The 20,963-nt window shown below is 36.7% G+C and carries 21 protein-coding genes; 14 read left to right on the top strand and 7 right to left on the bottom strand.

What is annotated here, in order from left to right; translation table 11 throughout:
* Positions 1 to 57 precede the first annotated feature (57 nt).
* Positions 58 to 798: a uroporphyrinogen-III synthase gene (locus tag AC59HC_RS03825; protein WP_034691594.1), complete on the bottom strand. Its 741-nt coding sequence runs from the start codon at positions 796 to 798 to the stop codon at positions 58 to 60.
* A 12-nt stretch (positions 799 to 810) separates the two neighbouring features.
* On the bottom strand, positions 811 to 1,479 hold the full coding sequence (locus tag AC59HC_RS03830; protein ID WP_110008374.1) for a DUF4271 domain-containing protein: 669 nt from the start codon (positions 1,477 to 1,479) through the stop codon (positions 811 to 813).
* A 239-nt stretch (positions 1,480 to 1,718) separates the two neighbouring features.
* On the opposite strand from AC59HC_RS03830, the gene AC59HC_RS03835 reads away from it, so the two are divergent.
* From AC59HC_RS03835 to AC59HC_RS03850, 4 genes are all read left to right on the top strand, one after another.
* Positions 1,719 to 2,435 carry a polyprenol monophosphomannose synthase gene (locus AC59HC_RS03835; RefSeq protein WP_343643901.1) on the top strand — a complete coding sequence of 239 codons (717 nt, stop codon included), beginning with the start codon at positions 1,719 to 1,721 and terminating at the stop codon, positions 2,433 to 2,435.
* 5 nt (positions 2,436 to 2,440) lie between these two features.
* Positions 2,441 to 2,809, top strand: a complete 369-nt coding sequence (locus tag AC59HC_RS03840) for a DUF4296 domain-containing protein (protein WP_238349660.1) — start codon at positions 2,441 to 2,443, stop codon at positions 2,807 to 2,809.
* Between the two features lie 66 nt (positions 2,810 to 2,875).
* A complete protein-coding gene (gene tgt, locus AC59HC_RS03845) occupies positions 2,876 to 4,006 on the top strand; it encodes a tRNA guanosine(34) transglycosylase Tgt (RefSeq protein WP_202841775.1) in 1,131 nt (376 codons plus the stop codon).
* Between the two features lie 6 nt (positions 4,007 to 4,012).
* Positions 4,013 to 5,125 (top strand): LptF/LptG family permease, encoded by a 1,113-nt coding sequence (locus AC59HC_RS03850; RefSeq protein ID WP_034691587.1) that lies wholly within the window; start codon positions 4,013 to 4,015, stop codon positions 5,123 to 5,125.
* Here AC59HC_RS03850 and AC59HC_RS03855 read toward each other — a convergent pair.
* Positions 5,119 to 5,832, bottom strand: coding sequence for a biotin--[acetyl-CoA-carboxylase] ligase (locus tag AC59HC_RS03855; protein WP_137904422.1), 714 nt, complete (start codon positions 5,830 to 5,832; stop codon positions 5,119 to 5,121). The genes AC59HC_RS03850 and AC59HC_RS03855 overlap by 7 nt on opposite strands.
* 87 nt (positions 5,833 to 5,919) lie before the next feature.
* Between AC59HC_RS03855 and rsfS the strand changes: the two genes are divergently transcribed.
* The 9 genes from rsfS (at position 5,920) to AC59HC_RS03900 (ending at position 14,959) form a co-directional block, all read left to right on the top strand.
* A complete protein-coding gene (gene rsfS, locus AC59HC_RS03860; RefSeq protein WP_047097448.1) occupies positions 5,920 to 6,285 on the top strand; it encodes a ribosome silencing factor in 366 nt (121 codons plus the stop codon).
* 21 nt (positions 6,286 to 6,306) lie between these two features.
* Positions 6,307 to 8,328, top strand: a complete 2,022-nt coding sequence (gene ftsH, locus AC59HC_RS03865; protein WP_120232489.1) for an ATP-dependent zinc metalloprotease FtsH — start codon at positions 6,307 to 6,309, stop codon at positions 8,326 to 8,328.
* A gap of 136 nt (positions 8,329 to 8,464) precedes the next feature.
* Positions 8,465 to 9,046, top strand: a complete 582-nt coding sequence (locus AC59HC_RS03870) for an LUD domain-containing protein (protein ID WP_110008379.1) — start codon at positions 8,465 to 8,467, stop codon at positions 9,044 to 9,046.
* 24 nt (positions 9,047 to 9,070) lie between these two features.
* The gene (locus tag AC59HC_RS03875; protein ID WP_110008380.1) at positions 9,071 to 9,943 is read left to right on the top strand and encodes a phosphatidate cytidylyltransferase; all 873 of its coding nucleotides are present in this window, start codon (positions 9,071 to 9,073) and stop codon (positions 9,941 to 9,943) included.
* A 4-nt stretch (positions 9,944 to 9,947) separates the two neighbouring features.
* Positions 9,948 to 10,604, top strand: coding sequence for a phosphatidylserine decarboxylase family protein (locus AC59HC_RS03880; RefSeq protein ID WP_202841772.1), 657 nt, complete (start codon positions 9,948 to 9,950; stop codon positions 10,602 to 10,604).
* Between the two features lie 438 nt (positions 10,605 to 11,042).
* Complete coding sequence (locus AC59HC_RS03885) at positions 11,043 to 12,035, top strand: helix-turn-helix transcriptional regulator (RefSeq protein ID WP_202841770.1); 993 nt, start codon at positions 11,043 to 11,045, stop codon at positions 12,033 to 12,035.
* Between the two features lie 97 nt (positions 12,036 to 12,132).
* The gene (locus AC59HC_RS03890) at positions 12,133 to 12,546 is read left to right on the top strand and encodes a transposase (RefSeq protein WP_496558034.1); all 414 of its coding nucleotides are present in this window, start codon (positions 12,133 to 12,135) and stop codon (positions 12,544 to 12,546) included.
* A gap of 1 nt (position 12,547) precedes the next feature.
* Positions 12,548 to 12,871 carry a helix-turn-helix domain-containing protein gene (locus AC59HC_RS03895; RefSeq protein WP_496558035.1) on the top strand — a complete coding sequence of 108 codons (324 nt, stop codon included), beginning with the start codon at positions 12,548 to 12,550 and terminating at the stop codon, positions 12,869 to 12,871.
* A gap of 306 nt (positions 12,872 to 13,177) precedes the next feature.
* On the top strand, positions 13,178 to 14,959 hold the full coding sequence (locus AC59HC_RS03900) for a phage tail-like protein (protein ID WP_202841767.1): 1,782 nt from the start codon (positions 13,178 to 13,180) through the stop codon (positions 14,957 to 14,959).
* 50 nt (positions 14,960 to 15,009) lie between these two features.
* Here the strand turns inward: AC59HC_RS03900 and AC59HC_RS03905 are convergent, their stop codons facing one another.
* The 4 genes from AC59HC_RS03905 to AC59HC_RS03920 form a co-directional block, all read right to left on the bottom strand.
* A complete protein-coding gene (locus AC59HC_RS03905; RefSeq protein WP_496558036.1) occupies positions 15,010 to 15,357 on the bottom strand; it encodes a DUF1801 domain-containing protein in 348 nt (115 codons plus the stop codon).
* An 18-nt stretch (positions 15,358 to 15,375) separates the two neighbouring features.
* Entirely contained in the window at positions 15,376 to 17,214 is a 1,839-nt protein-coding gene (locus AC59HC_RS03910; protein WP_131437222.1) for an ABC transporter ATP-binding protein, read from the bottom strand.
* Between the two features lie 232 nt (positions 17,215 to 17,446).
* Positions 17,447 to 18,367: a M28 family peptidase gene (locus AC59HC_RS03915; protein ID WP_496558037.1), complete on the bottom strand. Its 921-nt coding sequence runs from the start codon at positions 18,365 to 18,367 to the stop codon at positions 17,447 to 17,449.
* Between the two features lie 143 nt (positions 18,368 to 18,510).
* Positions 18,511 to 18,900, bottom strand: coding sequence for a DUF4293 family protein (locus AC59HC_RS03920; protein WP_202841757.1), 390 nt, complete (start codon positions 18,898 to 18,900; stop codon positions 18,511 to 18,513).
* Between the two features lie 144 nt (positions 18,901 to 19,044).
* On the opposite strand from AC59HC_RS03920, the gene rho reads away from it, so the two are divergent.
* Positions 19,045 to 20,874 (top strand): transcription termination factor Rho, encoded by a 1,830-nt coding sequence (rho, locus tag AC59HC_RS03925; protein WP_343639762.1) that lies wholly within the window; start codon positions 19,045 to 19,047, stop codon positions 20,872 to 20,874.
* Positions 20,875 to 20,963 lie beyond the last annotated feature (89 nt).

The raw sequence follows: 20,963 nt of genomic DNA on the forward strand, positions 1-20,963 counted from the left end.
AAAAAACCATCTTTCCTTTATTGAAAAGATGGTTCATTGTATTTTTATAATTAAAGACTATTTGTGAAGTGCTTTAATATACTTTTCAAGGGCCATTGTCATAGAAGGAGTTTCCTTCGTAGGTGCCATTAAATCTACTTTTAATCCTGCTTCTTCTGCAGCTGCCAAAGTCGTGTTTCCGAAAACTCCGATCTTTGTTTCATCCTGCTTGAAGTCAGGGAAATTTTGTTGTAGCGATTTTATTCCCTGCGGACTGAAGAAAATCAGCATGTCATAATCTTTGACATTGATATCTGTAAGGTCGCTGCATACGGTACGGTACATAATTGCTCTTGTCCAGTCTACATTAGATGCATCCATGGTTTTTACAATATCCGGACTCAAAACATCTGAAGATGGCAGCAGATATTTTTCAGTCGGGAATTTTTTGAAAAGAGGAAGCAGGTCTGAGAAGTTCTTCTCCCCAAAGCTGATTTTTCTTTTTCTGTACACGATATGCTTTTGAAGATAGTTGGCAATTGCTTCCGACTGGCAGATGTATCTCATCGTATCCGGAACGGCAAAACGCAATTCCTCTGCTAGCCTGAAGTAATGGTCAATCGCATTTTTACTGGTAAAAATAATACCGGTATACTGCGTCAGATCTATTTTCTGTGTTCTGAGCTCTTTATTGTCAACCCCTTCGACGTGGATAAATGGACGGAAATCAATCTTTATTTTTTCCTTCTTCGCTATATCCAGATATGGAGAAGACTCACTAGGCGCTGGTTGAGAAACCAATATAGACTTTATTCTCATCATTGACTTTTATTAAAAAAATAACAACTTCCAAAGCAATAATAATGGTGCGATTTGGAGGGTGCAAATATACAAAAATTTATAATACCATTTTTCAGGAAGAATCTTGTTCTTGTGAAATAAATAGAAAAAAACTTTGAAAATGAATACAAAAGCGAAGAAGCAGAAATAATATAAAAACATTTTATTTCTGTCTATCGGGAAGTAATAATGGGCTACACAAAGAATTATTAGCAAAAATGAAAGAATGAAATAAAACTTTGTGGAGGTAAAATAAAAAATAGTCCATTTTTTTCCATCCCCTATACTTTGGTAAAATAAAAAGCCTAATGTTGATTTTATTACATAAAAAAGCAGCACTGCCAGCAAAGTATAACCCAATTTATTAAGCTGATATCCCAAAAGCTGAAGATCTGCAATATATTTCGGTACTACAGGTACATACTGTGAAATTAATACAGACAGAGTAAGTGTGGTCACACAGGAGGTGATGATCCAGCTGGGAAGATTATTGCTGGCATCAAAATATTTCTGAAGCAGAAAATCTCTGAGGCTGGCATCTCTTTCTATGACGTTCATCATAAAAACGTATAAAAAAATACAACCCACAAGGATAAAGATTACCCAATCATTATTTTCAGGTATTCTTACGTGATTGATGAAGTGTTGTGATGATGGCAAAATTTAATTTTTTTATTTATTATTTAACTTCAGATAACACAGCCGGCACAGATTTTCCTGTCACCAGATCCATGAATTTGCAGTTAAAATATTTGCTCTCATCGATTTTACGTATTGTTCAGATCTGTTGAATAAAAGGATCTGTTTCATCCGCTTAATCCCCGAGAAATATTTTTGCAAAATTATAGATTATTTTGTATAAAATAAAAAGGTTAAATAAACTATCTTTGCAAACTGAAATGAAAAAACTCGTCATCATCCCGACCTATAACGAAAAGGAAAATATTGAAAATATTATTTCCGCAGTTTTTGCATTGGAGGACGACTTTCATATCTTAGTAGTAGATGATTCTTCTCCCGACGGAACAGCAGAAGTTGTGAAAGAATTGCAGAAGAAATATCCACATTATCTCCACTTGTCGGTAAGACATGTGAAAGATGGACTGGGAAAAGCTTATATTCATGGATTTAAATGGGCCATCGAAAATAAATATGATTATATTTTTGAGATGGATGCCGATTTTTCACACAATCCTAACGATCTGCCGAAACTTTTTGAAGCCTGCAGAAATGCAGATATGGCCATTGGCTCCCGTTATTCAAAAGGAGTAAATGTAGTGAACTGGCCTATGGGAAGAGTATTGCTTTCTTACTTTGCCTCAAAATATGTAAGGTTTGTACTAGGCCTTCCAATTCATGATACTACAGCAGGATTTGTCTGCTTTTCAAGAAAAGTACTGGAAGAAATAGGATTGGATAACGTAAAACTGAAAGGATACGGATTCCAGATTGAAATGAAATTCAGAGCTTTTAAAAAAGGTTTCAGAATTGTAGAAGTTCCTATTATATTTACCAACAGGATTTTAGGAGAAAGTAAAATGAACGGCGGAATTATCCATGAAGCAGTTTTTGGAGTATTGAACTTAAAATGGAAATCACTCATCAACAGATTATGAAACTGATGAAAAAGTTAATCTTTATTTTCGTTTTGCTGAGCCTGTTTTCGTGTGGCGATTATATTGATAAGCCCAAAAATCTGGTCGATAAAGGTTTGATGGCTGAAATCATTGCCGATCTTGCCATCAACGATCAGGCTATCTTTATCTATCCTGACAAAAATATGGAAGCAGGGACAAGGGCTGTTTTGAAATCATATAAGGTAAAACCGGATGATTTTGTAGACAGTTTCAAATACTATGTAATTAAAGAAGAAATGGACGGGATCGCTAATGATGCACAGGAAATATTGCTGAAAAAAGATCCCAAAGCAGATAAATATGTGAAGGATAAGCTGAAACAGAATGGTGCTGTAATGCCTGTAGTAAGGTAAAATGGACACAGAAGTTTCTGCGATACAAAAAATCACTGGTAAAACAGTGTCTAAACAAGTATAGAGATGAAATTTTTTAATATAGAAAAGACCTCTGAAGGAAAAGCAAGAGCAGGGGAAATTACCACAGATCACGGGAAGATTCAAACTCCTATTTTTATGCCTGTGGGAACTGTAGCAAGTGTGAAAACAGTTCATCAGAGAGAATTAAAAGAAGACATTAAAGCTCAGATTATTCTGGGAAATACTTATCACCTTTACCTTCGTCCGGGCATGGAAACGATGCAGGATGCAGGTGGTTTGCACAAATTCATGAACTGGGATCTTCCTATCCTTACTGATTCTGGAGGTTTTCAGGTATTTTCATTGGCAAGCAACAGAAAGATGACAGAAGAAGGTGCGAGATTCAAATCTCACATCGACGGAAGTTACCACATGTTCTCTCCGGAAAGATCAATGGAAATTCAAAGACAGATCGGAGCCGATATTTTCATGGCTTTTGATGAATGTACACCTTACCCTTGCGATTATAATCAGGCAAAATCATCGATGGAGCTTACCCACCGCTGGCTGAAAAGATGTATTGACTGGACGAATGATAATCCTGAATTATACGGACATAAGCAAAGGCTTTTCCCGATTGTTCAGGGATCTACCTATTCTGATCTTAGAAAAATCTCTGCAGAAGTGATTTCCGAAGCAGGGGCAGAAGGGAACGCGATCGGAGGACTTTCGGTAGGAGAGCCTGAAGAAGAAATGTACAGAATCACTGACGAAGTGACAGATATCCTTCCAAAAGAGAAACCAAGATACCTGATGGGAGTAGGAACTCCGTGGAATATCCTTGAATCGATCGGGCTGGGAATTGATATGATGGATTGTGTGATGCCAACGAGAAATGCAAGAAATGCAATGCTTTTCACATGGCAAGGGGTAATGAACCTTAAAAATGAAAAATGGAAACGCGATTTTTCGCCTTTGGATGAATTTGGAACCAGTTTTGTAGATCGTGAATATTCAAAAGCGTATCTTCGCCACCTGTTTGTATCTAAAGAATATCTGGCAAAACAGATTGCTTCGATTCATAACCTTGCATTCTATCTTGATTTGGTAAAAGTAGCCCGAGAACATATTATTGCAGGTGATTTCTATGAATGGAAAAACGCTGTAGTACCGGTTCTTAGACAAAGACTGTAAGAGAATATGCTTAAAATTGTAGACAGATATATCATTAAAAAATACCTTGGGACTTTCAGTTTCATGTTGGTATTATTGTCTATAGTCGTATTGGTAATCGATGTTCAGCAGAAGATTCCAAGGATAGAAAATGCCAAGGCCATTGATCCGAAATTGGATCTGACCTATTTCCTTATCCATTTTTATCCTTTCTGGATCATCAATCTTGTGGTGACTTTCCTTTCCATTCTGGTATTTATATCGGTAATTTATTTTACCTCCAGGATGGCAAATAATACTGAAATTGTTGCTATTATCAGTAGTGGAGCCAGTTTCCACAGGTTTTCCAAACCTTATCTGGTTACTTCCATTTTTATTGGATTGATCGCCCTTGTGGTGTACCATATGGTGCTGCCATGGGCCAATATCAAGAAAAATGAACTGGAAGCGTATACGTATAATGCAGCCAATAAAGAAAAGATTTTAGGAACAGCACCTGCTTCTTCACAGCTGAGTAAAACGGAGTATATCTTTGTCGATTCATGGAATAAAAGAGAAAAAAGAGGGTCGAGTTTTGTCTATCAGAAATATGATAAAGACAGAAAAATGACCTATGAGCTGAAGGCAAGTGAAGTGTATTGGGATAAAGCTAAAAAACAGTTTGTTTTAAATAACTATCTGGAAAAAACAATCAATAAAGACAATACCGAAAAACTCGGTAACGGAATAGAATTAAGGAAAAATTACGGGCATTCTCCGGAAGAACTTTTCCCGAATGAGCTTTTGGGACAAAATAAAACCACTCCGGAACTTTTGAAATTTATTGAAAGGGAAAAAGAAAGAGGAAACAGCAACCTGAACTCTTACCTGAATGAACTTCACCAGAGAACTTCCATGCCTGTTTCAATTATTATTCTGACATTTCTGGCGCTTTCCCTGTCATCACAGAAGAAAAGAGGAGGATTAGGAGTCAATCTAGCCATCGGTATTTCATTGGCCTTCATTTTCGTGTTTTCATTCGAAGCCTTAAAAGTGGTTTCGGAAAATAAAAGTTTGTCTCCGGCTGTAGCCATGTGGCTGCCTAATATGGTGTTTTTGCCGCTTACCCTTTATTTGTATATCAAGAGAGCCAATCAGTAAAGTAATTTTACTTCTTTGTGATAAAAGGAATGCATTCCGTCTTCCAGTTCGATCCATAGTTCACCCTTTTCGTCTGCACGCCGGATAATGCCATTTTGTCGCGCTTTTTCAATTTCAAAGACCGATATCTGATCTTTTCTGAAAAGGTTTTTATTAAATCCATCCAGGATTTCCTGATCTGAAGGTATGTTTTTAAGCTTTTCACACAAATATTCATGAAGGTTTAAGGCAAGTTCTTCCAGGTCAAATTGCATCCCCGTCTGCGTCAGAAGTGACCCTGCATTGGATATTTCATCAAAATTTTCCTGCAGAATGTTGATTCCGGCTCCTATGATGAAATAATTATTTTGATTAATTTTTTTCTTTTCTATTAAAATTCCAACGATTTTTTTACCTTTAAGGATAATATCATTCGGCCATTTGATTTTTACCTCAGAGTCAGACAATTTGGCAAGGAAATCCCGGATCACCATTGCGGTATAATAATTGAACATAAAGTCGGAGCACAGGATGTTCTGAGTATTCACTGCCAGCGTATAAGCCAGATTTTTTCCGGCGGTCTGAGTCCAGATATTTCCATACTGACCACGGCCTTTAGTTTGATTAAAAGTATGAAGCCCTATAAAATTTGAATCTCCGTAAAGTAAAAACTTTGATATTTCGTCATTAGTAGAAGAACATTCTTTCAGGTAAAAGAGTTGGCTCATTTAAGAAAACTTTAAGAGATTAAGAGGGTAAAAGTAAGGTTAAAGTAAAGAAAAAACAATAAATTTGCAGATTATAGTATTTTTTTAATGAATAAAACAGCAGAAAAACAAGCGTTAATAGATAAAATCGTTGAAGCTATCCAGGATGTAAAAGGAGAAGACATTATGATCTTCGATCTTTCAAACATCGAAAACTCTGTAGCAGAAACGTTCGTGATATGTAGTGGAAACTCAAATACACAGGTAGCTGCATTGGCAGGAAGTGTAGAGAAGAAAGTAAGAAACGAACTGCAGGACAGACCTTGGCACGTAGAAGGTACTGAGAATGCGATGTGGGTATTGGTGGATTACGTTTCAGTGGTGGTGCATATATTCCAGAAACAGGTACGTGAGTACTACGATATAGAAGAGCTTTGGGGTGACGCAGTCATTACCAGAATTGAAAATGAATAATAAAAATTTTAAAAAGTCTAAATGAATAATAAAGGATTCAACTGGTTCTTTCCTATTGCAATCGTAGCTCTTTTGCTATTCTTTGGCTCCAACTTCCTTGGAGGTGATGCAGCAAAATCTATTGATGAAGATGGTTTCTTTAGAGAAATGCAGGCGGGCAAAGTCCAGAATATAATTATATACAAAGACATAGAGAAAGCTGATGTTTTCCTAACAAAAGAAGCAAAATCGGCAATGGTTTCCAAAGCCGGAAAAGAAAACAACCCCCTTTCTGCCTTCGAAATGGCTCCAAAAGCAGATTTTTCTGTGAAATACGGAGATCTTCAACTTTTCCTTCAGAAATTTGAACAGGTCAAAGCCAGCAATCCGGTTATTAAAACAACCAAAGATTACGGTACAGGGAAGAGCGCATTAATGGATATCTTAATCCCTGCGCTGGTTTGGATTTCAATTTTAGGATTATTCTACTTCCTTCTTTTCAGAAAGATGGGTGGAGGCGGAGGTCCTGGCGGACAAATTTTCTCTATCGGAAAATCCAAAGCGAAGCTTTTCGACGAAAAAGAAAGAATTCAGGTAACATTCAAGGATGTTGCAGGATTGGAAGGTGCTAAAGAAGAAGTTCAGGAAGTAGTAGACTTCTTGAAAAACTCCGAGAAATATACAAAACTGGGAGGTAAAATTCCTAAAGGAGTTCTTTTAGTAGGGCCTCCGGGAACTGGTAAAACCCTATTGGCGAAAGCTGTTGCAGGGGAAGCTAAAGTTCCGTTTTTCTCACTTTCAGGTTCCGATTTCGTTGAAATGTTTGTGGGAGTAGGAGCTTCCAGAGTAAGAGACCTTTTTGCTCAGGCTAAAGCAAAATCTCCGGCCATTATCTTCATTGATGAGATTGATGCTATCGGACGTGCCAGAGGGAAAAATAATTTCTCCGGCGGAAACGACGAAAGAGAAAATACCTTGAACCAGCTTCTTACTGAAATGGATGGTTTCGGAACAGATACCAACGTTATCGTAATGGCAGCAACCAACAGAGCGGATATCCTTGATAAAGCTTTGATGAGAGCAGGACGTTTTGACCGTTCTATCTATGTAGACCTTCCGGAACTTCACGAAAGAAGACAGATCTTTGATGTTCACTTGAAAAAGATCAAACTTGATGATAATGTAGACAGAGAGTTTCTTGCCAAACAAACCCCTGGTTTCAGTGGGGCAGATATTGCCAACGTTTGTAACGAAGCAGCACTTATCGCAGCAAGAAATAATCATACTTCAGTAACAAAACAGGATTTCCTTGATGCTGTAGACAGAATCATCGGCGGTCTTGAAAAGAAAAATAAGGCAATCAAACCTTCTGAAAAAAGAAGAGTTGCTTACCATGAAGCAGGACACGCTACGATCTCATGGTTGGTAGAACACGCATCTCCACTTTTAAAAGTGACGATCGTTCCTAGAGGACGTTCACTGGGAGCAGCATGGTACCTTCCTGAAGAAAGACAGCTTACCACTACTGAACAGATGCTGGACGAAATGTGTGCAACATTGGGAGGTAGAGCAGCAGAGCAGGTGATCTTCAATAATATTTCTACAGGAGCACTTTCTGATCTGGAAACCGTAACAAAGAGAGCTCAGGCAATGGTTACAATCTACGGATTAAGCCCGAATATCGGTAATATTTCTTACTATGACAGCTCAGGCCAGTCTGAATACAATTTCGGAAAGCCTTATTCTGAAGAAACCGCTACAAAAATTGATGCAGAGATCAAATCAATCATCGAAAATCAATATGAGAGAGCGGTAAGAATTCTTGACGAGAATAAAGATAAGCTTGACGCTTTAGCAAGTAAATTGCTTGAAAAAGAAGTGATCTTCCGTGAAGACCTTGAAGAGATTTTCGGAAAAAGAGCATGGGATCCTGAATTGACAGAGAAACCTGTAACCAATACTATTCCTGAAAAAGATCAGCCCATTGTAGAGGAAACACCTCAGATCAAAGAGAAAGAAGAAGAAAGCGAAATACAGGCTCCCGAAAGCCCGACACAGCTTTAAGATTCTTAAAAAATAGAATTAATAAAAACCTGATAATCGCAAAATTGTCAGGTTTTTTCATATTTAAGGAGATATTTTGGACACTATTGTAATTTATTTTCTATTTTTGTATAAAGTTGACTAAAAATAGATTAAGTTGAATTTATTCAAGAGGATTGTAAGCAAACTTACCAACCAGCCTGAAGAAGAGGACAAACAGAGCCTGGAGAAACTTGGGGATTCGCTGAAAAATGCGGATCTTGACTATAAGTTTGCGCAATTATTTACGCATTCGGGAGGATTTTTTAATTATTGTGCAGATGAAGCGGAAGCTCTACAAACTTTAAATCAAATTATTAAAATAGAAGGTGTTCACAACCTTTTCTGCTGGGATAAAGAACTTCAGAACTTTTTGAACGTTGTGAAGTCTTCATATACGTCAGAATTACAGCCATCTAATGACGCCGCATTCATCACCTGTGAATATCTCATTGCCTATGACGGCAGAATCATGCTTTCGCATAATAATATCCTGCATTATCATTCTTCAAGGCTTCCTGATAAAATTATCATCATTGCCAATGTTTCTCAGATTGTAAACAACCTGAATGATGCCATGGGTAAAATAAAAAGAAACGGAAATATCAAGAACCTTACTTCCATCAGCGGAAGCCAATCGAAAATGGATAGTTCTTCCAATTCCAATACAAAACTGTTTTTATTGCTGCTTGAAGATTAAGCAACCACTTCTAAATTTTAAATTTTGGACAAAAATCTCATTCAAAGAACCGTATCAGGTATCGTTTATGTAGCAATCATTATTCTTTGTTCTACTCCGTTGGGAGCGCAGCTGCTGAACAGTATTGCACCTGGTCTTGCCAAACAGCAGTATCTGTATCACGGTTTAATGAGTCTTCTGCTGATTGTAGGAACCTGGGAATGTGTTAAAATTATGAAGTTTGGAAACGGCTATGAAAAATGGGTCGTATATCCATTGGTCATTTTTATTTTCTACATGTTTTCCAAAAGGTATTTTAATCACGATTTCTTTTTTGATTTCAGACTTAGTGAAATATTAGCACTCGCCTTGATTGGAATAGCTGTAGTAACCTTATTCAAATATCCTAACGAATTATACTTTGACAGCGGAAAACTTATTTTTACCGTTATTTATGTGGCTCTCCCGTTCAGTTTTGCATTAGGACTGCCCAAATTCTCCAGTTATAATGAAAACTTCTCTCTGGAAGTTCTTTTCCTGTTTATCCTTATCTGGAGTAGTGATACTTTTGCCTATCTGGTAGGAAAATTCTTTGGAAAACATAAAATGGCTCCTAAGATTTCGCCTAAAAAAACATGGGAAGGTTATGCCGGAGGTGTTGTTTTAACATTGGTGTTGTCTTATTTTATTGAACACTATCAGCCCGAGCTGAGAGGAAACTGGATGATCGTAGGATTTCTGGTGGCAGCCTTTGCGCCATTAGGAGACCTGGTAGAAAGTCAATTGAAGAGAAACTTCGGTGTAAAGGATAGTGGAAACATCATTCCGGGACATGGAGGAGTTTTAGACAGGCTGGATAGTTTTATTATCTGCGTTCCTGTCGTATATTTGTACTTTATTTTAGAAAAATTTATTTAATCTCATGAAATTACATAGAGAATCAAAAGGAACGATTACCGTTGCGACCATACTTTTTATCATTCTGGGCGCTTTAGCAATTTATTTCCTTGAAATATGGTCCCTGCTGATCATTATGCCTTTGCTGGTTATTTACAGTTTAGTATTCTGGTTTTTCAGAGTTCCGGACCGTAATATTCTTGATCACAGAGAAAATGTGATCGCTCCGGTGGACGGAAAAGTGGTTATGATCAAAGAAGTGGAAGAGGATGAATTTATAAAAGGTAAAGCAATCCAGGTTTCTATTTTTATGTCTCCTCTGAATGTTCACATCTGCAGATATCCGGTTTCAGGAGAAGTGATTTACAAAAAATACCACCCGGGAAAGTATCTGGTAGCATGGCATGAAAAATCTTCTACAGAGAATGAAAGAACTACCGTAGCAGTTCAGACGATGACCAATCACAAAGTAGTCTTCAGACAGATTGCGGGATATGTAGCAAGAAGAATTGTATTCTACTGTAATGAAGGAGATAAAGCCAAAGCCGGGCATGAGTTCGGATTTATTAAATTCGGTTCCAGAATGGATGTATTCCTGCCTTTGGATACTGAGATTATATGTAAGATCGGAGATATTACAAAAGGTGGTTTGGATGTGATTGCCAAACTGAAAGAAAACTAAAATTCTTATCGTAGATAAAAAACCAAAAGAGAGCTTTTAAAGTTCTCTTTTTTATTTGGGGTATGAAGGGTATATTTTGTTATTTGAGTTTAATTACGCATGAGTATTATTGCGTATCGGAAGACTAATACCTTTCCGTTGGGATTGATAATTTTGCCTGCTTAAAAACACAGGCCCATGCTTTTTTAAGTGATTCAAGGTAAATGATTGTTAATTTATTGTCAAAAATGGCATTTCATTTGATAATTTTAACATCTAATTTTAGTAAATTGTAGCTAGAAAAACACCTTAATCATCTCCTTTTAATGCTGAAAAAGACTAATACATTTCGTTTTGTAGATTTCTATTTTGCATGAAAGGCTGTTAATATTGGAAAATTTATACTTTCAGGAGTACAAATGCCAACTTAAGCTTGTGAGAGCACAAAAAAACAACAAGATGATTTATAAGTTTTTCTTTAAGATGATTAACGACGAAACTGAGAAGATGGATGATGATTTTGAAAGTAGTTATCTTCATCTTATTAACCGGTATTTGCTTTTACTGTTTTTCATATTCCTGTTTTACTCCATTTTTATTATTACTTTTTTTGGGGATATGCTGATCTCCATATTTCTTACCGTTATTACCTTCTTCTGGCTGTTCCTCATGGCTATCAAAGGAAAAACGAAACGGTTCAAAAAGGTTTTAAAGCCTTTCATTATCGGTATATTTGTTTTACTCACATTTATAGTAAGCTTTTTTCATATTTATACTTACAAAAACGCAGGTGTAGAATACTTTTACTTTTGTCTTCTGTTTGCTGTTCCGTTCTTTCTGAAATACAAACAGGACTCCCTTACGATCTTTTTTATTACATTCATCATCAGTATCAATTTCATTGCATGTCTGTATTTTGATTTTGATTTCCTGCCAAAGAGCCGATTCATAGAAAAAGAAGATTTTAAAACAATCAAACTGCTGAATATTTTATTCTCCGTTGCTTCCTTTTTAATGGATATCGTATTTATTACACAGAAAGACGCATTGATTCATGGCTTAATTTCCGATAAAAAAGCCAAGGATTCCACCATCAAGGATCTGGTCAAAACGAATTCGGAATTGATGAAACACCAGATGTTGATTAACCATCTTTCAGAGGAAAATATTCAGGAAATACTGAATTTAGCGGAAAGCAATTCACCCATGTTTTTTGAGAAATTTCAGGTATTTTTTCCTCATTTTATTCCGGATATTTTACAAATAAATCCTAATCTGATCCATTCTGAGCTCTATTTCTGTGCACTGATGAAGCTGGATTTTGATACCAAAAAAATAGCACAGTGTACCAATAACAGTATCCGGGCTGTAGAAAGTAAAAAATACAGGATCCGGAAAAAACTTAATATTTCCTCAGAGATCAATATCAACAGCTTTTTGATTAAAATTTAAACAGAATTCCGATTTTTGTTACTCATGCGTAATCTTGAGTAGGCTCTGATGGTGTTTTTTGATTTTCTTGTCAATATTTTTATTTAAAAACATTGTGATGAATATTAAGAACATTCATATTGGAAGCCTGATCCAATCCAAAGTGGAAGAGTACCAGATTTCAATAGAAAGAATTTCCCGGTTTTTAAACAGTACGGAAGATGAAGTGGAGAGTATGTATCATGCAAAAAGTATGGATACTGATGTTCTTCTGAAATGGTGTAAACTTTTAAAATTCGATTTCTTCCGGTTTTATACCGGACATCTCATTTTATATGCTCCCCAGGCGATAATTGATAATGTCTTCACTCAAAAGGAAAATACCCTGGTTTTCAGAAAAAGCATTTATACGCAGGAGGTTAAGGATTTTATTCTTGATAAAATAAAGACAGGGAAAATGACGGCCAATGATGTGGTTAAAAGGTATAAAATACCCAAGACCACTTTATATAAATGGATGAAAAAGATATAAGATGATGCCAGATTATAAGCAGATTTATACCGACATTCTTGAAGAAAAATTTCCCGAGAAATTATCAGATACCGCCATCAGGCTTAAGCTGGAAACATTACATTCAGCTTTTGATATTCTGAAATTTAATCAACTGATTTTTGGAGAAACAGAATATACTATGGAACGTAAAAACCAGAGGCTCCGTTGTTATGATAAGGAATCAATTCTGAAAATTCTCAGTTATCAGAAAAGAAATGAACTGACTAATCTTCAGGTGAGTGATCATTTTAAGATAAGCCGAAATACCATTGCGAAATGGAAAAGAATTTTAAGTGATGACTGATATTGCGTTTTTTAAACCTACTGATTTTATTTTTTATGATAAATTAGAAGTAATGGTTCTTTTAAGTTGTTTTGCTTTTGATATTTGAATGTATGGTTGGGTTTTGTTAAAAAGCTCAACTTTTTATTTGAATTTTTACCAGGATAAATTAGTGACATTTTGTGAGTTTTACTACGCGTGAGTAGTATTGCGTAGCAAGGAATTATTTTCTAACCGTCTGTGGTTGATAATTTTGTGGAAGTTAAATGCCCGGATTATTATTATCAAACAATTATAACTTATACAATGATGGAAACAAAATTTACAATGCCCCCAATCAAAGTCCTGCTCATAGCAATGCTCTTTGTTTTTGGAAGATCTTTTTCTCAAACCAACAATGGTGCAGTAGGGATTAATACTACTACGCCGAACTCTAATTCCGTTTTGGATGTTATTTCAGGAAATAACAACAAAGGAGTACTTATTCCAAGGTTAACAGAAGCGCAGCGAAACGCAATTGTAATCAATCAATCCAATGATGATGGCTTGACGATTTACAACACCACAGAAGACTGTTTCAATTACTGGAGCTTTGTGGATAAAGAATGGAAAAGTGTGTGCGGACAGCTGGGTAAATCTGTTTTTACCATAGACTGTTCCGCTTCCAAAGCAATGGGAAGCTATGTAAAAGGAAAAGAACTTACCAATTCCAATTACCTGAAGATTGCTGTGAATGTAACTAAACCCGGTAATTATACCATTTCCGGAACGACAGCCAACGGATACAATTTTTATGGAACCGGAGTATTTTTAAACACCGGAACGCAAACAATACAGATTCCGGGACAGGGAATTCCTCAGAATATTCAGACAGATAATGTTGCTCTTGAAGCCAACGGAGTTGAAGTAACTTGTACTCCTGCTATTTCGATTACTGTTCTGAGTCCCGCAGGAACCTATACCATGAGCTGTGGAACTGCAACGGTAAATGGAGTATACAAGGTTGGAACAGCTCTTACTGCTTCGAATACAATTACCTTACCTGTAAATGTTTCAACATTGGGAAGTTATACTGTTTCCACTAATACTGTTGACGGAATTTCTTTCAGCGGATCAGGCACATTTACTTCTACGGGAAATCAGAATATTACATTAAGCGGAACAGGAACTCCAACTTCTACATCGGTGAAAACAATTACCATTACTTCCGATAGCCAGGGTGGGGTATCTACAACATGTTCTGTGAATGTAGTGGTTGTCATTCCTAAAAAAACGGTTCTCCATATCGGATTAGAAACAGCTTACGGGTATAGCGCCTATACCGGTCCGTCAAGAAGTCTGATGGATTCTCCAACAAACTTTGGTACCACTGCTTCCAGTATTGTTAAGTATGAAGGTTTTACACATACTTCTTTAGGGAACTCACCTTCTTCAGCAGCTCTTCAGACGGCTCTTAATAATAAGCCGGATATTGTTGTCATTGGATACAACTATACACCTAATGCTACAGATGCAGGTTATATTGCTTCCTATCTTAATAAAAAAGGAGTTGTCATTGCGATGACAGATGATACGGGCACTGCACAGAATTTATTCAGAGGAATATTCTCTGATCCTACCATTTCAGCATCTTATGGAGGCGGTGCAGGTTCAGTGTATGCTCTTACCAATTCTGATGATCCCATCCTTAACGGACCTTTTGGAGATGTAAGAGGGAAAAACTGGGGTGAAGATGCTTCTACCACAGTAAATATTTCGGGGTTGACAAGCGGATTTGTTCCTTACAGCTATGCGCAGCCTATCAACAGCACCACTGCCAGAACAGGAATTTCAGGATTAAGAAATACCAGCCTGAACTTTATATGGTTTGGTGACGGTGGCTTTTTAAGTAATGAAAATGCTAACGGAAACCAGTATCCAAGTAATACCATTGAGCCTTTTGTTGCCCCAAGTTCAGGAGGGTATTTCCCGGTTCAGAAGTCTTCTTACGGATACGCAGGAAACGGCTATACAACAGGAGGAATGCAGGTTCAGAATTCAATCCTCTTTGCGAATATGATTGCCTGGGCAATTAAGCAGGCAGAATTCAACGGAATAAACACACAATGATAAAAGGTTTTTAAAGATGACTCCGGCACGATTATTCGTGCCGGAGTTTTTTATTTTATATGTCTTTTAACTTCCTGTACAAGGTTTAATATGAATTCTACGGGAATATCCTCCTCCGTATCAATAAGAAGGATTTTAAACTTCTTTCTGCCGTCCTGGATCAATTCAGGATAATCAAGCCGGTCACCATGATAAAAACTCAGGTAGTGCTTTTTGTATTTTTTGCTGTAATAGAAGTAGCACAGCATTTTCTTCTTGTATTTGATAAACGGAAGTCCGAAACTGAATGTTTCTGTAATATTTTCCGGATCTGAAGCTAATATCATGTCACGTAAAAATAAAAGAGTACTTCTTTCAGGTTCTTCGATTCTGTAGAAATACTCTTGTATGGGGTTCATTGTAATTCAGTTATAAGATTAGTCGAAATTTTGAAGTTCGACAAGTTTATGATACATTCCTCTTTTTGCAATCAGGTCGTGGTGGGTTCCCTGTTCCACGATATCACCTTTTTCCATTACTACAATCCAGTCTGCTTTCTGGATGGTCGAAAGACGGTGGGCAATTACTAAAGAAGTTCTGTTTTCCATCATCTTCTCCAGCGCATCCTGTACGAATCTTTCAGATTCTGTATCCAGGGCAGAGGTGGCTTCATCAAGAATCATGATCGGTGGGTTCTTCAATACCGCTCTTGCAATAGAAACCCTTTGTTTCTGACCTCCGGAAAGCTTGTTTCCATCATCACCGATATTGGTATCATATCCTTCGGAAAGATTGGAAATAAAAGAATCTGCATTGGCAATTTTAGCAGCTGCAATTACCTCTTCTTTGGTGGCATCAGGTTTACCCATCAGGATATTGTTATATACAGAATCGTTGAATAATACAGATTCCTGTGTTACCATTCCCAGCAGCTGGCGGTATTCCTGTAATTTTAAATGTTTAATGTTTGTCCCGTCAATCAGAATTTCTCCTTCCGAAACATCATAAAATCTTGCTAAAAGATTAGCAATTGTTGTTTTACCACTTCCACTTTGTCCGACAAGAGCAACTGTTTTTCCTTTAGGAATGGTTAAATTGAAGTTTTTAAGAATAAGATTCGCTTTGTCATAATAGAATCCAATATCCTTGAATTCAATATTGTTCTGAAGCGTTGTAATAGAAACAGGTTCTGCAATTTCTTCAATTTTCACGTCCGCTTCAAGAATTTCCAATACTCTTTTCAGGGAAGCTTCTCCTTTCTGTACATTGGAAATAGATGTAGATAAACTTTTTGCAGGAGGAAGAATCTGGAAGAACATACCTAAAAATACAAGGAAGTCTGCCGGAGAAATGCTTTGCTCAACAATAATTTGTTTTCCGCCATACCAGGCAATAATCAGGAAGGTAATAGAACCTAAGAATTCGCTCATTGGAGATGCTAATTCTTTCTTCTTACCCAAATTAATAGAACTTGAGATCCATTTGTTCATAGAATGCATGAATCTGTTATTCATGATTTTCTCCCCATTGAATATTTTAATAACCTTTGAAGATTTCAATGTTTCATCCACAATAGAGAAGATGGTTCCCAGTTCGCTTTGTGCTTCGTGTGAGTCTTTTTTAAGGCTTTTTCCGATCAGTGCAATCATTGTTCCCATCACAGGAAGAACCAATAGTGAGAAAAGAGTCATTTCCGGGCTCAGGAAAAATAAGGTAACCAATGTACTGATCAGCATAAAAGGCGCATTAATCAGTTCAATCAAGCTTCCTAAAATGTTTCCTTCCACTTCTCCTACGTCATTGGACATACGGGACATCATATCTCCCTTTCTGCTCTCTGTAAAAAATGAAACAGGAAGGGAAAGTATTTTTCTGTACATCGCTCCACGCAGGTCTTTGGTTACTCCCACACGGTAATTGATCAGTAATAAAGAGCCGAAATAACGGAATGCGTTTCTTAAAAAGAACATAAATGCAGTAATGATACACAGCCAGGCAAGAACAGTAAGTGCCCCGTAATTGCTCACCAGTGTCTGTACATAATAATTGGAATATTCTTTTACATAAGAGAAAAAATCAACAATATCACCGGAATATACTGGTGCTTTCTCATATTTTTCAGGTTTTATAGTGCCAAAAAGCATTCCTAAAACCGGTAGAATAGTCCCCAGAGAAGCAATCTGAAATACAGAATACAGGATATTGAAAAATAAACTTCCGTAGATATATTTTTGATGCGGCCTCGCGAACTTTAAGATTTTTTTATATTCGTTCATTCAATTAAAAAATTGGATAGCAAAATTACGTAAAATTAAAAGATAAGACGTTCTTAATCCTGTTTTACTTTACCGGATAAGTTTCAAAAAATGTCTTTTTGTTACAACTTAGCATTGTTGAAAGGTATTTTTTAACAGATAAGCCTGAACGAGATTTGGAACAGTACATAAGAATGCTGTCTTGTTTAATGAAAAAAAACCGCTTAAACAGCGGTTTTATATGATTGTTTTCTTAGAACTTCACCTGGTCATTATATTTAGGCGCAAAATTTTTAGGACTCAGTTTATCCAGTGTTTTTCCCAAATTATTGATGATCTGCGTCATATTATCAAAATCTACAATATTGACATCATCATTTTCGTGGTGATAATGAGACGCTTTCGTCATATCAACAGTAGAAAATGAATGGGCAATGATTTTCTTTTTGACAAAGCTTACATTATCTGAACGGTAAAACAGCTGCTGTTTTGCATAAGGATCAGCATTGATTTTTAATCCGTTTACTGCATTTTGATTGAAAAGTTCATCAAGGTCAGAGAATCCGTCTCCCGTCATATATAATGCATTTTTTCCCCACTGAGATTCCGTAGCAACCATTTCGAAATTAAAAAGAGCTGTCATTTTATTATAAATATGATCCAGATTCTTATCAGTGGAAATCGCTCTTGAACCCAGCATTCCTTTCTCTTCTCCATTAAATGCCATGAACACCATAGAGAATTCCGGTTTTTTGTTTTTAAAATAATCGGCGATACCTACCAGAGTCGTGATTCCGCTGGCATCATCATCTGCTCCGTTATAAATATTATCTCCGCTTTTATCACTGGTTCCGATATGATCAAAATGTCCTGAAAAACCAAGGTACTGATCAGATTTTCCTTTTTTAATTCCACAGACATTGTATACGGTCTTTCCATTGTAATCAAAAGGTACCAGATAAGATTTTCCGGTACAGTATTCCAGATTATTTTCTTTGAAAAGTGCAGCGATGTAATTGGCTGCATTTTCATTTTCCAGGGTTCCGATTTCACGGCCTTTCATTTCATCTGAAGCGAGAGTGGAAAGAACTGTCTTTACTCTTTCTTTGGAAACCTCCTGAGCAAAAGTGAATATGGAGAATAGTGATAAAGTAAGATACGTTAGCTTTTTCATTGTCTTTTATTAAAGTTATAGGATCTGTCGTATTTTTAACTCAAAAGTTGCAATGAATTTACATAAAATAAATTAAGAGTGTACGACAAATAAAAAACAGCTCCTTAAAAGAAGCTGTTCTCACTCAAAAAATCGTTGTAAGGCTATCGAAGTCTGTCTACAGATTTTACGAGCCTCTCATCTTTACGGATATAAATGTTTGCTATGAACAAACAGATTACCGCAATCAATGGGAAAATCGGCTCAATACCCTTCTCAGGAATTTGAATTCCTCCGGATAAGTTTAGTAACCAGTACGCCAATACACCAATCAACAAAGCGTTTATAATGATGCTGATGGTATTCAGCAAAATTTGTCTTTTTCTGTTTTTGAAACTGAAAATACTTAATGCTCCGATAACAACAAGTACGATACAGCCTATATTAAGTAAAGGAATACTGTCTGAAATGACAACATCCTGTCCTGTTATAAAAAGGAAAACCGCAGCTAAAACTGCTAATAAGGTCCATATGGTTTGTATTCTCTGTAGCATTGAATATTAAATTCTTGGCAAAAATAATATAAATTTTGCACAATTCAAAAATAAGTGTAGATTTGCATTATACAATGTACTTGAAAACAAAAGTCACCGGACTTACTTTTCTTACTCACAATTAATTACATTTTTACATTAAATATGTTTAACATAGAAACGTTAAGGTCAAAATCCGTAACGGAACTGACTAAAATCTTGAAAGATTTGGGCGTTAAAGTTGCAAGAAACAGCAATGAAAATGACAAGATCTTTGCTATTCTTGACTTTCAGGCTTCTAACCCTAAAGTCGCAAAAGATTATTTCAACGCCACCGAAACCGCCAGTATAAATACTGAAGAGGCTCCAGCAGAAAAACCTGCCAAAGCCCCGGCAAAAAAAGCTGCCCCTAAAAAAACAGCAGCCAAGCCAAAAGCAAATGCAAAAGCTCCGGTAGAACCTAAAACAGAGGAAATAGTAGAAGAAAAGGTAGCTGCTCCTGAAGAAATTAAACCGGAAGAACCCAAAGTGGAAACCACAGCAGCCACGGTAACAGAAGAAACCGCAGCAGGCGCTCAGGCCAAAAAGAAAAGAAAAAGAGTTTCAACCAATGCCACAAACGCAGAAGTATCTCAGGAAAGAACTGAAACTCCAAAAAACACAGAACCTCAAGAGCCTGCCCAGGCTGAAGAAAAGCCTAACAATCCTCAACAACCACAGGCTAACAGACCTCAAAAAGGACACAACCATCCACAGAACGGTGGAAACCAACATAAAAACCAAAACCAGCAACATCAGCAGCACCAAAACCAAAATCAGAATCAAAACAGACATTCTGAAAAGGCTGAGGAGCAGAATGACCATAAAAAAGAATTCAATTTCGATGGATTGGTAAGCATTGAAGGGGTTTTGGAAATCTTACCGGATAACTACGGATTTTTACGTTCTTCAGATTTCAGCTATATCTCTTCTCCTGATGATGTGTATGTTTCTACAGCTCAGATCAGAAATTTCGGTTTGAAAACAGGAGATACAGTAAAAGGAATTGTAAGACTTCCGAAAGAAGGTGAGAAATACTTTTCATTATTAAGACCTACAGAAGTTAACGGACGTGATCTTGCATTTATCAAAGACCGTGTTGCTTTTGAATATCTTACCCCGCTTTTCCCTGAAGAGAAATTTAATCTCGCTGGAAGCGGTTCTACAGTGTCCACACGAATTGTAGATTTATTTGCACCTATCGGAAAAGGACAGAGAGCAATGATCGTTGCACAGCCTAAAACAGGTAAGACGATGCTGCTTAAAGATATTGCTAATTCTATTGCAGCCAACCACCCGGAAGTATACATGATGGTTCTTCTGATTGATGAACGTCCGGAGGAGGTTACTGACATGGAAAGAAGTGTGAATGCAGAAGTAATTGCTTCTACATTTGATGAAGCTGCTGAAAAACATGTAAAAGTAGCCAATCTTGTTCTTGCAAAAGCACAAAGAATGGTAGAATGCGGACATGATGTAGTCATCTTGCTGGATTCTATCACCAGATTGGCAAGAGCATATAACACGGTAACTCCGGCATCTGGAAAAGTACTTTCCGGTGGGGTAGATGCCAATGCACTTCACAAGCCGAAAAGATTCTTCGGAGCTGCAAGAAAGATTGAAGGTGGAGGATCTCTTACAATCATTGCAACAGCATTGATTGATACAGGATCCAAGATGGATGAAGTAATCTTTGAAGAATTCAAAGGTACCGGTAACATGGAACTTCAGCTAGACAGAAAAATTGCCAACAGAAGAATTTATCCTGCTATTGATCTTGTAGCATCAAGTACCCGTAGAGATGATCTTCTTCTTGATGAAGTAACTTCACAGAGAATGTGGATTCTTAGAAAATATCTTTCTGAGATGAACCCTGTGGAAGCGATGGAATTTGTAGATAAAAACATCAAAGGAACTCTTAATAATGAGGAATTCCTGATGTCAATGAATAAATAAATTAATTTAATTATTGTTAAATAGAAAGCACGGATCATCAGGTTCGTGCTTTTTGTTGATATTACATAAAAAAATAAAACTTAATTCAT

It is taken from the genome of Chryseobacterium sp. DZ-32 (genome assembly GCF_059587025.1).